The 12308-nt window shown below is 62.7% G+C and carries 9 protein-coding genes and 1 pseudogene; 6 read left to right on the forward strand and 4 right to left on the reverse strand.

Annotated elements, in window-relative coordinates; translation table 11 throughout:
• The first annotated feature begins 53 nt into the window (after positions 1–53).
• The 3 genes from ACZ89E_RS19045 (at position 54) to cueR (ending at position 3466) form a co-directional block, all read left to right on the forward strand.
• A complete protein-coding gene (locus tag ACZ89E_RS19045) occupies positions 54–437 on the forward strand; it encodes a hypothetical protein (protein WP_149660714.1) in 384 nt (127 codons plus the stop codon).
• 228 nt (positions 438–665) lie between these two features.
• Positions 666–3056, forward strand: coding sequence for a heavy metal translocating P-type ATPase (locus ACZ89E_RS19050; protein ID WP_476256234.1), 2391 nt, complete (start codon positions 666–668; stop codon positions 3054–3056).
• Complete coding sequence (cueR, locus tag ACZ89E_RS19055; protein WP_054043982.1) at positions 3053–3466, forward strand: Cu(I)-responsive transcriptional regulator; 414 nt, start codon at positions 3053–3055, stop codon at positions 3464–3466. Before ACZ89E_RS19050 ends, cueR begins: the two co-directional genes overlap by 4 nt.
• Here cueR and ACZ89E_RS19060 read toward each other — a convergent pair.
• Together ACZ89E_RS19060 and ACZ89E_RS19065 are read right to left on the reverse strand one after the other, a co-directional pair.
• Positions 3420–4634 (reverse strand): MFS transporter, encoded by a 1215-nt coding sequence (locus ACZ89E_RS19060; protein ID WP_476256235.1) that lies wholly within the window; start codon positions 4632–4634, stop codon positions 3420–3422. The genes cueR and ACZ89E_RS19060 overlap by 47 nt on opposite strands.
• A 217-nt stretch (positions 4635–4851) precedes the next feature.
• Positions 4852–5745, reverse strand: a complete 894-nt coding sequence (locus ACZ89E_RS19065; RefSeq protein WP_133839310.1) for a PA4780 family RIO1-like protein kinase — start codon at positions 5743–5745, stop codon at positions 4852–4854.
• A 446-nt stretch (positions 5746–6191) separates the two neighbouring features.
• Here ACZ89E_RS19065 and ACZ89E_RS19070 point away from each other — a divergent pair.
• Positions 6192–7280, forward strand: a pseudogene (locus tag ACZ89E_RS19070) (cache domain-containing protein); the annotation flags it as partial.
• Positions 7281–7409: 129 nt separating this feature from the next.
• Positions 7410–8138 (forward strand): methyl-accepting chemotaxis protein, encoded by a 729-nt coding sequence (locus tag ACZ89E_RS19075; protein WP_476257061.1) that lies wholly within the window; start codon positions 7410–7412, stop codon positions 8136–8138.
• Positions 8139–8284: 146 nt separating this feature from the next.
• On the opposite strand, the gene ACZ89E_RS19080 is transcribed toward ACZ89E_RS19075, so the two are convergent.
• Positions 8285–9076, reverse strand: a complete 792-nt coding sequence (locus tag ACZ89E_RS19080) for an AraC family transcriptional regulator (protein ID WP_476256236.1) — start codon at positions 9074–9076, stop codon at positions 8285–8287.
• 257 nt (positions 9077–9333) lie between these two features.
• On the reverse strand, positions 9334–10611 hold the full coding sequence (locus tag ACZ89E_RS19085; RefSeq protein ID WP_463259312.1) for an acetyl-CoA C-acetyltransferase: 1278 nt from the start codon (positions 10609–10611) through the stop codon (positions 9334–9336).
• Between the two features lie 342 nt (positions 10612–10953).
• Here ACZ89E_RS19085 and ACZ89E_RS19090 point away from each other — a divergent pair, with 342 nt between their 5' ends.
• Positions 10954–12306, forward strand: coding sequence for a 3-oxoacyl-ACP reductase (locus ACZ89E_RS19090; RefSeq protein WP_476256237.1), 1353 nt, complete (start codon positions 10954–10956; stop codon positions 12304–12306).
• The last annotated feature ends 2 nt before the right edge of the window (positions 12307–12308 follow it).

The raw sequence follows: 12308 nt of genomic DNA on the forward strand, positions 1-12308 counted from the left end.
GTCGCGCTCGGCCAAGCTGCGTCATCAATGACCCGACCTCAGGAGATTCAGCCATGCGCTGGTCAGCTCTCAGCCTGTTTGGCTTCCTCAGCCTTTTCGCCGCCCTGCCCTCGGCCAATGCCGCCGGCGAGGATTACGGCGTACTGATCATTTCCCGCGAGCGCCTGGAAGTCGCGACCAATTGCGAGATCGGCGTGTACATCCAGGATCAACTGTCGGCGCGGCTGTTTCAGGAACAAAGCACCTCATTCAACCTGCCGCCGGGCAATGTGTCCCTGCGCCTGAAACTGCTGCCGGGCCAGGCGCCGGGCTGCAACGCAGGGGTGCTGGCGCCGGGCTCGCAAAACATCACGCTCAAGGCCGGGGACGTGTTGAAGTTCCGGATTGCGATGACGCAGGAAGGGATGTACCTGAAACCCGCCGCCCTCGAATACTGATCACCACCTGATCGACCGATCGTTCCCACGCTCCGGCGTGGGAAGGCAGCCCGGGACGCTCCGCGTTCCCAAAAGGCCGAACGCGGAGCGTCCGTTGAGGCATTCCCACGCACAGCGTGGGAACGATCAGGCGGTCATGCGGCGATCCATTGATCTGCGACATGGCGCTTGACCTTGCCCGCATGGCAAGGTTGATCCTGTAGGCACTTTCTACAGGGAGCGTGACCGATGTCCGAATCCACCACTTTCGATCTGCCGATTGCCGGCATGACCTGCGCCAGTTGCGCCGGGCGTGTCGAGCGTGCCTTGAGCAAAGTCATCGGCGCCAGCGCCGTCAGCGTCAACCTCGCCACCGAGCAGGCACGTGTCCAGGCCCCCAACGACAGCTTGCCGGCGTTGATGGACGCGGTGCAGCAAGCCGGTTACAGCGTGCCACAGCACAGTCTGGAATTGAGCATCGACGGCATGACTTGCGCCTCCTGCGTCGGTCGGGTCGAACGCGCCCTGACCAAGGTGCCGGGGGTGAAAAGCGCCAGCGTCAACCTGGCCAATGAACGCGCCCACCTCGAATTGCTCGGCCAGATCGATCCACAAACCCTGATCGCCGCCGTGACCAAGGCTGGCTACAACGCCAGCGTCTTTGAAATCGAACACCCCACCGACAATCAACACATCCGCCTGAAACGCGAGCGCTGGATTCTGCTTGCGGCCATCGCCCTCGCCTTGCCGCTGGTGTTGCCGATGCTGCTGCAGCCTTTCGGCGTGCACTGGATGCTCCCGGCCTGGGCGCAATTTGCGTTGGCCACGCCGGTGCAGTTCATCTTCGGCGCACGTTTTTACGTTGCAGCCTGGAAAGCCGTACGCGCCGGGGCTGGCAACATGGATTTGCTTGTCGCGCTGGGCACCAGCGCCGGTTATGGCTTGAGCCTTTATGAATGGGCCACCGCCGCCGGGCGCATGCCGCATCTGTATTTCGAAGCGTCGGCAGTGGTGATTGCGCTGGTGCTGCTGGGCAAATACCTGGAAAGCCGCGCCAAGCGCCAGACTGCCAGCGCCATCCGCGCCCTCGAAGCCTTGCGTCCGGAACGGGCGATTCAGGTGATCGATGGGCGCGAACAAGATGTGGCGATCAGCGCCCTGCGCTTGAACGATCTGGTCATGGTCAAACCCGGCGAGCGTTTCCCGGTGGACGGCGAAGTGGTCGAAGGCCAGAGCCACGCCGACGAAGCGCTGATCAGCGGCGAAAGCCTGCCGGTGCCGAAACAACCCGGCGACAAAGTCACCGGCGGCGCAATCAACGGCGAAGGCCGCTTGCTGGTGCGCACCCTGGCCCTCGGCGCAGAAACCGTGCTCGCCCGCATCATTCGTCTGGTGGAAGACGCCCAGGCCGCGAAAGCGCCGATCCAGAAACTGGTGGATAAAGTCAGCCAGGTGTTCGTGCCGACCGTTTTGGTGTTGGCCCTGGCGACGTTGATCGGTTGGTGGCTATACGGCGCACCGATTGAAACCGCGCTGATCAATGCCGTTGCGGTGCTGGTGATCGCCTGCCCTTGCGCCCTGGGCCTGGCCACGCCGACCGCGATCATGGCCGGCACTGGCGTGGCGGCGCGCTACGGAATTTTGATCAAGGACGCCGAAGCGCTGGAACGCGCCCATGAAGTCAGCGCCGTGGTGTTCGACAAGACTGGCACCCTGACCTCTGGCGCTCCGCGCATTGCGCATTTGAGTGCGCTCGACGGTGACGAAGCCGCCCTGCTGCAAAGGGCTGGCGCGCTGCAACGGGGCAGCGAACATCCGTTGGCCAAGGCGGTGCTGGATGCCTGTGCTGAGCGCGGATTGGACGTGGCGGATGTCAGCGACAGCCAGTCCCTGACCGGACGCGGCATTGCCGGAACGCTCGACGGTCGTCGGCTGGCGCTGGGCAATCGACGTCTGTTGGAAGAAAGCGCGTTGAACGCCGGGGTACTCGCCGACTCCGCAAAAGCCTGGGAAACCGAAGGCCGGACCCTGTCCTGGCTGATCGAACAAAGCCCCGAACCCCGGGTCCTCGGCCTGTTCGCCTTCGGCGACACCCTCAAACCTGGCGCCCTGCAAGCGGTGCAGCAACTCAACGCGCGCAACATCAGCAGCCACCTGCTGACCGGCGACAACCGGGGCAGCGCCAAAGTCGTCGCCGAGGCACTGGGCATCACCGATGTTCACGCCGAAGTCCTGCCGGCGGACAAAGCCGCCACCGTCGCCGAGCTGAAGAAAACCGGCGTGGTGGCGATGGTCGGCGACGGCATCAACGACGCCCCGGCCCTGGCCGCAGCAGATATCGGCATCGCCATGGGCGGCGGCACCGATGTGGCGATGCACGCCGCCGGGATCACCCTGATGCGCGGCGATCCACGGCTGGTGCCGGCGGCGCTGGAGATCAGCCGCAAGACCTACGCGAAGATCCGCCAGAACCTGTTCTGGGCCTTCGTCTATAACCTGATCGGCATTCCGCTGGCGGCGTTCGGCTTCCTCAACCCGGTGCTGGCCGGCGCGGCCATGGCGTTGTCGAGCGTCAGCGTGGTGAGCAATGCGCTACTGTTGAAAACCTGGAAACCCAAGGATCTGGAGGACAACCGATGAACATCGGCCAAGCGGCCCGCCACAGCGGCCTGAGCGCGAAGATGATTCGTTATTACGAGTCCATCGGCCTGCTCAAGGCGGCCCATCGCACCGACAGCGGCTACCGGGTGTACGGCGATGACGACCTGCATACGCTGGCGTTTATCAAGCGCTCCCGGGACCTGGGCTTTTCCCTTGAAGAGGTCGGCAAGTTGCTGACCCTGTGGCAGGACCGCCAGCGCGCCAGCGCCGACGTGAAGGCCCTGGCCCGTCAGCACATCGACGAGCTGAACCAGAAGATCCGCGAACTCGGCCAGTTGCGCGACACCTTGCAGGACCTGGTCGAGCACTGCCACGGCGACCACCGCCCCGATTGCCCGATCCTCAAGGAGCTGGCGTCGGGTTGCTGCGCCGAACCTGCCCGCGCCTGACGGACACCCCCTTCACCACCAGCAACGTGGTGAGGGGAATGCCGTGAAACAATGCCACCACCGCACCCGGCGTCCACCAGGCGTAGAACGGCGCGGCGATCAGCATGCCGATGCCGAACCCGGTCATTTGCAGCAAGGTCAGGAAGCTGAAGATCGGCAGGCGCAGGTGCTCCGGCTCCCGTTGCAGGCGCGACATCAAACCGACTTCGGAAAACCCGTCACCCAGTCCGGCCGGCAATGAGAACAGCAGCAAACCGACGAGCGTCTGCTGCTGGAACATCAGGATGAAGCCGCAGGACATCAGCAGCACGCCGTAGAAAAAGCGCCGCTCCAGGTTGATGTTGTCCGAGCCTTTGAGGCGACTGGCGATCCGCGCACCGATCAGTTTGCCGCTGGCCCACACCGCCAGCATCAGGCCCAGGGTGGTGCTGGCCGATTCCGGCGTCAGCAGCCGCGAGATGATCGGTAAACCGACGTTATGCGCCGCACTGCCCAAGGTATCCGCCATGGCCACCGCGAGCATCGCCGCCAATACCGGAGCGCTGCGCAGGCCTTGCAGCAACGCCGACCATTCCCCGCGCTCGCTTTTGGATTCAGCGCTCGTCGCTGCCGCGCGAAACCGCAACGGCACAATCAACAACGCCGCCAGCAGATACGTGACCACGTTCAGCGCAAACACCGCTTCAAAGCCAAACGCCGCAACGACCAGCCCCGCCACCAGACTGCCACCGACCATGGCAATCGACGCTGCCGAGGTGATCCAGGCGTTGGTCTTGAGCAAGTGTTCACGGTCGATCAGGTTTGGCAACTGGCTGTTGAGGCCGATGGCGAACATCGAATTGCCAAAGCCCAGGCCGAAGGCGATCACCGGCAGCAGCAACGCTTGCTGGGTCACCGGCAGAATCAGCAGCAAACCGAGCACCCCGGCGCGCAACAAATCGAAGGCAATCAGCGGCAGGCGCCCGGCCACGCGACGGTAGAACGGAGTGCCAATCAAACTGGCAAAAATCCCTCCGGCCACGCGGCTGGCGAGGAAAATCGCCACGCTCATGGCGCTGTTGCTCAGGACATAGACGTAAGTGGCCAGGGCGACCATGTTGAGGAACGCGCCGAAATCAGAGATCAGGCGGGCGGTGATGATCAGGTGGGCGTTGCGGGTGGAGTTCACATTCAATCCTTGAGTGTGTTGGCGTCGACGACACGATATGTGTTTGTCTGGTTTGACGCCATCGCGGGCAATCCTTGCTCCGGGTTTGCGCAGACCGGGATATCCCATACGACGCCTAACCCTGTAGGAGCAAGGCTTGCCCGCGATGCAGACGCCACGGTCTCAAAAAAACAATCCCACAAAAAACCCGGCTTAAGCCGGGTTTTTTGTTAACCGATCACTGCATCCAGGGTGGAGGCGGTTCTTCGGTTTTGCCCGGTGGCGCGTCGTCAGCCGCGCGCACCGCTTGCTTGCGCTCTTCATCCAGGCGTGCCGCCTCGATTTCGCGGATGACGCCGCCCACATCGGCCAGCTCTTCCGGTTCATCGAACTCGCCGGTCAGGATGCTCGCCGGGTGCAAGGTGCCGGCTTCGTACAGGGCCCACATTTCCTTGGCGTACTTGGTCTTCTTCAACTCCGGCGCAAACCGCCCGAAGTAAGAGGCCATGTTGCCCACGTCCCGCTCCAGCATGGTGAACGCGTGGTTGTTACCCGCCGCGTCCACTGCCTGAGGCAGGTCGATGATCACCGGGCCGGTCGGGGTCAACAGCACGTTGAACTCCGAGAGGTCACCGTGCACCAGACCGGTACACAACATCAGCACGATCTGCGAGATCAGGAACGTGTGGTATTCACGGGCCTGGTCCGGTTCCAGCACCACGTCGTTCAGACGCGGCGCGGCATCGCCGTATTCGTCGGCCACCAACTCCATCAGCAGTACGCCTTCGAGGAAGTCATACGGCTTGGGCACCCGCACACCGGCACCGGCCAGACGAAACAGGGCCGCCACTTCGGCGTTCTGCCAGGCGTCCTCGGTTTCTTTCTTGCCGAACTTGGAGCCCTTGGCCATCGCCCGAGCCTGTCGGCTGTTGCGTACCTTGCGGCCTTCCTGATACTCGGCCGCCTGGCGGAAACTGCGTTTATTCGCCTCCTTGTAGACCTTCGCGCAACGTAGCTCGTTACCGCAGCGCACCACATAAACAGCTGCTTCTTTACCACTCATGAGTGGGCGCAGCACCTCGTCGACCAGACCGTCCTCGATCAGGGGTTCAATGCGTTTTGGAGTCTTCATCAGCTTTTATTGTGGGTCCTTTATTACCAAACACGCGAAAGTCATTCGTTATACGGCAATCCTCGCGCCTCGGGGAGGGGTTGCCGACCTATGAACATTGCAGATGCACACAATGTGCCGGATTTTTCCGGCAAATCCGCCGCCGCTCAACGACCGTTGGAGATCATAGCCGAGCCGCCGGCACTTGTTGGCGAAGGGATGCAAGGGCATTTACGACAGAAGCTGACATCCGTATTCCTTCTATTTGTCGGATTTTTCTCAAGGAGCCTCAATTTCCCCTTTTTTCGGCCGAAGTCCTCAGAGAGAAAAGGATTTGTCCGACAATCGTCCTGACCAAAAAGACGAGGCCGTACTCAAGGAACCGAGTCCTTCTACACCGTTTTCGGCTGCCAATAATCCGCGAGTCATCTGCACTGCGTGGGCCAACAAGAAAATCTGGAGCGCGGATGAACATCAAACAGAAGTTGACCTGGGCGTTTGCAATCATCGCCTGCTTGCCGGTGGTACTGGTCGCCACCCTGGTCGTGCTGAACTTGCGCAGCGAGGCCAAGGACGATTTCGTCGACGGCAGCGGCCGCGAGATTCGCCAGGTCAGCAATGCCATGCAGTTGTTCTTCGACGGCATCAGCCAGAACGTCGATTACCTGGCGTCGCAACCGCTGATCAAGAACACCGACGACAGCCTCAAGACCTACATGGCCGCCAACGCCGAGTCCATTCCCCAGGGCGAGATGGACAAAAAGGTCTTCGCGTTCCTCCAGGATCTGGGCAACAGCCATCCGTCCTACGCGTATGCCATCGTCGGCACCGCCGCCGGCGGTTATGTGTCCTGGCCGGACGACGCAAAACTGAACAATTACGACCCGCGCCAGCGCCCCTGGTACAAGGCTGCCCAGGCCAAGCCCGGCAAGCCGTTCCGCACCGAGGCCTACTATTGGGCCCAGGACGACGCGACGTACGTCAGCACCGTGCGCACCATCGATAACAAGTTGGGCAGCAACGGCGGCGTGGTCAGCATCGACGTGACGCTCAAGCAGCTCACCGAAATCGTCAAACAGATCAAACTCGGCGAAACCGGCTACCTGATGCTGCTGGAAAACAGCGGCACCGTGCTGGTCGATCCGAAACAGCCGGAGCACAACTTCAAGGCCCTGGGCAGCCTCGGCGAGGGCTATGCGCAACTGGCCAAGGCCGGCAAAGGCCTGGTGGAAGTCGAGTTGAATGGCGAGCGCTACATGGCCAACGTCTGGCCGTCGGAGCAACTGGGCTGGACCTTTATCGGCCTGATCAAGCAAGCCGATGTGATGAGCTCCGCTACTCAGCTAACTTGGTTGATCGCGGGCATTGCCGGGGTACTGGCGGTGTTCTTCGCCATCGTCGGCGCCAGTTTCGCCCGTGTCATTGTGCGGCCAATCAGCAGCGTGGCCAGCGGTCTGGAAGGCATCGCCCAGGGCGAAGGCGACCTGACCAAGAACCTGGAAATCCGTGGCAGCGACGAAACCGCGCAACTGGCCAGCTGGTTCAACCAGTTCCTGTCGGCGATCCGTAACCTGATTCAAAACATCGGCGGCGCCGCCAACAGAATCCTCGCCACTTCCCAGAGCTCGACCCGGGTCTCCAGCGACATGGCCGAAGCCGCCGGGCGCCAGCGCGAAGCGGTGGACATGGTGTCCACGGCGTTCCACGAAATGGTCGCCACCGCCAACGAAGTCGCCCGTTCGTGCAGCCAGGCCGCCGAGTCGGCCGACAGTGGCCAACGCCAGGCGCGCGAAGGTCAGCAGCAGATTGATGCCGCGGTGACCAGCGTCGATCGCCTGAGTCAGGAAATCGAATCGTCAGCGCAGTCGATGCAGCAACTGGAACGGGACAGCAATGACATTCAGTCGATTCTCGGGACGATTCGCTCGATTGCCGAACAGACCAACCTGCTGGCGCTGAACGCGGCAATTGAAGCGGCACGGGCCGGTGAACAAGGTCGCGGGTTTGCGGTGGTGGCGGATGAAGTTCGCGCCCTGGCCAAACGCACGGCCGATTCCACGGCAGAAATCGACGGTTTGCTCGGCACCCTCGCCAAGCGCACCAGCCAGGTCACGCAGCAGATGCACGCGAGCCTGGAAGTGTCGCAGCAGTCGGTGACGCGCATTGGCGAAGCGCGCAGCAGCTTCGGGCTGATTCGTGAGTCGGTGGATGTGATTCGCGACATGAACACGCAGATTGCGACGGCGGCGGAAGAGCAGCATCAGGTGGCGGAAGACATCAATCGGCACATCAGCCAGATTCATGGCGATGCGCAGTTGGTGGCGGAACTGGCGAACTCGGCGCGACTGGATTCCCAGAGTTTGGCCGGGTTGTCGAATGAGCTGGATGGGTTGGTTCGACGGTTCAGGACTTGATCCGCACCGATACCTGTGGCGAGGGAGCTTGCTCCCGCTCGGCTGCGAAGCAGTCGCAAACCGGAAAACGCGAAATACCTGATACACCGCGTTGACCGAATTGGGACCGCTTCGCGCTCCAGCGGGAGCAAGCTCCCTCGCCACAATTACTGCCGAAACAATTCCCCCGGGGTAAACCCGAACAATCCCTTGAACGCCGCAATAAACGCCGACGTCGAGTCATACCCGCAAGCCAGCGCCGCATTGGTCACGCTGTCGCCCTCCTCCAGCAAACTCAGCGACGACAGCAGCCGCGCACGCTGGCGCCAGCCGCGAAAGCTCAACCCGGTTTCGCGCTGAAACAGCCGCATTAACGTTTTCTCCGACGTGCCCAAGCGCCCCGCCCACGCGTGCAACGTCACGTTCAGCTCCGGATTCTCGATCAGCTCGTTGCACAACCCGAGCAAGCGTTCATGCCGGGGCAGGGGCAGCGAGAACTCGACTTCCGGCAGATTCGCCAACTGATCCAGCAACACATTCACCAGCCGCGCTTCCTGGCTGTCGCCCTGTGGATATTCCACCGGCAACAGGCAAAAACTCTTGATCAGTTCCCGGGCCAGGGGCGTCACCTCCAGCACTCGGCAACGTCCGTCTGCCCATTGGCAATCCTCGCGGCGCACATAGAGGCTGCGCATCTCCGCACGCATCGACGTGACGACTTGATGTTCGAGATCGGCCGGAATCCAGATGCCCCACTGCGGCGGCGCGAAGAAACTGCCCTCGGCGGTGTGTACCCCGAGCACGCCGCTGATGGCGTAGGAGAATTGCACCCAGTCGTGGCGATGGGGTGGTGTCCAGGAACCAGCGTTGAGGCTTTCGGCGCGGGCGAACAGTGGCCGCGGTAAGGCGGTTAGCGCCGGGATTGAACGTTCGAGGGAAAGTTGTCCGTTGGACGTCATTGTTGAGCCTTGTGTCGCAGGACGGCAGATAACGCGACGTTAGGCCAACTTGCCCGCCCTGACAAACACAATCCTCCAAGGTGGAGCGAACCTTTGTGGCGAGGGGGCTTGCCCCCGTTGGGTTGCGAAGCGGCCCCAAAACTTGCCACCTAAATGCATCAGGCGAATCGCGTGTAATGGTTTTACGACTGCTTCGCAGCCGAACGGGGGCAAGCCCCCTCGCCACAAAAGCCCTCCCCGCATTAGCTTCGTGCGCCTTAGCGTTCGATGATGGCTGTTACGCCTTGGCCGCCAGCCGCGCAGATAGAGATCAGCCCCCGCCCCTTGCCCGCCGCATCCAGCAACTTCGCCAGGTTGGCGACGATGCGCCCACCCGTCGCGGCAAACGGGTGCCCGGCTGCCAGTGAACTGCCCTTGACGTTGAGGCGGCTGCGGTCGATGGAGCCCAGCGGCGCGTCGAGGCCGAGGCGGGTTTTGCAGTATTGCGGGTCTTCCCAGGCTTTCAGCGTGCACAGCACTTGCGCGGCGAAGGCTTCGTGGATTTCGTAGTAGTCGAAGTCCTGCAAGGTCAGGCCATTGCGCGCCAGCAAGCGCGGCACCGCATACACCGGCGCCATCAGCAGGCCTTCGGCGCCGTTGACGAAATCCACCGCCGCCGCTTCGCCATCGCGCAAATAGGCGAGGATCGGCAAGCCGCGTTCCTTGGCCCATTCCTCACTGCCCAACAACACCAGCGAGGCGCCGTCGGTGAGCGGTGTGGAGTTGCCTGCGGTCATGGTGCCCTTGGCGCTTTTCTCGAACGCCGGTTTGAGCGAGGCGAGTTTTTCCAGGGTCAGGTCCGGGCGCAGGTTGTTGTCGCGGTTCAGGCCGAGGAACGGCGTCATCAGGTCGTTGTGCCAGCCTTCGGCGTAGGACGCGGCGAGTTTCTGATGGCTTTCGAGGGCCAGTTGGTCCTGCTCGGCCCGGGGGATGTTCCAGGTCTGGGCCATCAACTCGCAATGCTCGCCCATGGACAGGCCCGTGCGCGGTTCGCCGTTGCGCGGGAACTCGGGGATCAGGTGGCCGGGACGCAGTTGCAGAAAGGTTTTCAGTTTGTCGCCGGTGGTCTTGGCGCGGTTGGCTTGCAGGAGGATTTTGCGCAGGCCTTCATTGATGCCGATTGGCGCGTCGGACGTGGTGTCGACACCGCCGGCAATGCCGCACTCGATCTGACCGAGGGCGATTTTGTTGGCCACCAGCAGCGCCGCTTCCAGACCGGTGCCGCAGGCTTGCTGGATGTCGTAGGCCGGGGTGGTCGGCGACAGCCGCGAGCCGAGCACGCATTCGCGGGTCAGGTTGAAATCCCGGGAATGCTTGAGCACCGCCCCCGCCGCCACTTCGCCCATGCGCAAACCGTGCAGGTTGAAGCGTTCGATCAAACCTTCGAGCGCTGCGGTGAGCATCGCCTGGTTACTGGCGGTGGCGTACGGCCCGTTGGAACGGGCGAAAGGGATACGGTTACCGCCAATGATCGCGACGCGGCGCAGCTGAGTCATGAAATGCTCCTTTCCAAATATTCAAATATGAATGCGATCCACTGTGGGAACGGGTGGCCTGTGGCGAGGGGGCTTGCCCCCGTTGGGTCGCGAAGCGCCCCCAAACCCGTAATCGCGATACATCAAATACACCGCAGGGGATGGTTTTCCGACTGCTTCGCAGCCGAACGGGGGCAAGCCACCCTCGCCACACAAGCTCCCTCGCCACAGGTTCTGCATTTCCCCGAAAGTCCTGCTACACATCAATCACCTGTGTTCTAGCGTAGGCCTTATCTCGTGGATCGAACGACTGATCGCCATTCATGGTCCACACTTTGAACCCCAGCTGCCGGAGAGCGTTCCATGTCAGACCGTTATATCGACTTCGCCAATTCGTCCATCGGCCATCGTCTGGTCGGGGCCATGGGCCTGCCGTCGCCGGTGCGTCTGGAACGCTGGCAGGCCGGGCGCCTGCGGCCGGTCGAAGGCGCATTGCTGATGGGTGGCGGACCGTTGACAGAAAAAGTCAGCGCCTTCGCCAACCGCCTGACCGACGCAATCTACAGCTACGGCACCGAGCCGTCCCTGGCCACCGCGTGGATTCCCGGCCACGGCCCGAAACTCAAAGCCGTGGTGTTCGATGCCAGTCACCTGGTGCAAACCGATCAGCTCAAACAGCTGCGCGAGTTCTTTCAGCCGCTGATGAAAAACCTCGATCACAGTGCACACCTGGTGATTCTGGGCCGGGCGCCGGAGTCCTTGAGCGACCCGATCGCCTCCAGCGTCCAGCGTGCCCTGGAAGGGTTCAGCCGTTCCCTCGCCAAAGAATTGCGCAGCGGTGGCACCTTGCAGCTGATCTACGTCGGCGAAGGCGCCGAGGCGCAACTGGAAGGGCCACTGCGGTTTTTCCTCTCGCCGAAAAGCGCGTTTGTCTCCGGGCAAGTGATTCGCTTGAACGCCTGCGACACGCCGGTCGAAGACTGGACGCGGCCACTGTCCGGGCGCAAGGCGCTGGTGACGGGTGCCGCTCGCGGCATCGGCGCCTCGATTGCCGAAACCCTGGCCCGGGACGGCGCCGAGGTGATCCTGCTCGACGTGCCACCGGCCAAGGCCGATCTCGAAGCCCTCGCCGCACGCCTTGGCGGGCGCAGCATCACCCTGGATATTTGCGCCGACGATGCCGCCGCGCAGTTGATCGAGCACTTGCCCGACGGCGTCGACATCGTGGTGCATAACGCCGGCATCACCCGCGACAAAACCCTGGCCAACATGACCCCGGAATTCTGGGACGCGGTGCTGGCGGTCAACCTCAATGCGCCGCAAGTGTTGACCAAGGCCCTGCTCGACGCCGGCACCCTGCGCGACAACGGCCGGGTGATTTTGCTGGCCTCGATCAGCGGCATCGCCGGCAATCGCGGGCAAACCAATTACGCCGCGAGCAAGGCCGGGCTGATCGGCCTGGCCCAAGCCTGGGCGCCGCTGTTGCATGAGCGCGGGATCAGCATCAACGCGGTGGCACCGGGGTTTATCGAAACCCAGATGACCGCACACATTCCGTTTGCCCTGCGTGAAGCGGGCCGGCGCATGAGTTCGCTGGGCCAGGGCGGTTTGCCGCAAGACGTCGCCGAGGCGGTGGCCTGGCTCGCGCAACCGGGCACCGGCGCGTTTACCGGGCAGGCGTTGCGGGTGTGTGGGCAAAGTGTTCTGGGAGCGTAGCG

Source organism: Pseudomonas sp. TE3899 (assembly GCF_056279105.1).

What these genes read in the sequence shown, in the direction of transcription:
- ACZ89E_RS19080 (WP_476256236.1), bottom strand. Translation starts at nt 9,076, where the DNA reads ATGACGTCCAACGGACAACTTTCCCTCGAACGTTCAATCCCGGCGCTA.
- ACZ89E_RS19050 (WP_476256234.1), top strand. Translation starts at nt 666, where the DNA reads ATGTCCGAATCCACCACTTTCGATCTGCCGATTGCCGGCATGACCTGC.
- ACZ89E_RS19075 (WP_476257061.1), top strand. Translation starts at nt 7,410, where the DNA reads ATGGTGTCCACGGCGTTCCACGAAATGGTCGCCACCGCCAACGAAGTC.
- ACZ89E_RS19045 (WP_149660714.1), top strand. Translation starts at nt 54, where the DNA reads ATGCGCTGGTCAGCTCTCAGCCTGTTTGGCTTCCTCAGCCTTTTCGCC.
- ACZ89E_RS19090 (WP_476256237.1), top strand. Translation starts at nt 10,954, where the DNA reads ATGTCAGACCGTTATATCGACTTCGCCAATTCGTCCATCGGCCATCGT.
- ACZ89E_RS19085 (WP_463259312.1), bottom strand. Translation starts at nt 10,611, where the DNA reads ATGACTCAGCTGCGCCGCGTCGCGATCATTGGCGGTAACCGTATCCCT.
- cueR (WP_054043982.1), top strand. Translation starts at nt 3,053, where the DNA reads ATGAACATCGGCCAAGCGGCCCGCCACAGCGGCCTGAGCGCGAAGATG.
- ACZ89E_RS19065 (WP_133839310.1), bottom strand. Translation starts at nt 5,745, where the DNA reads ATGAAGACTCCAAAACGCATTGAACCCCTGATCGAGGACGGTCTGGTC.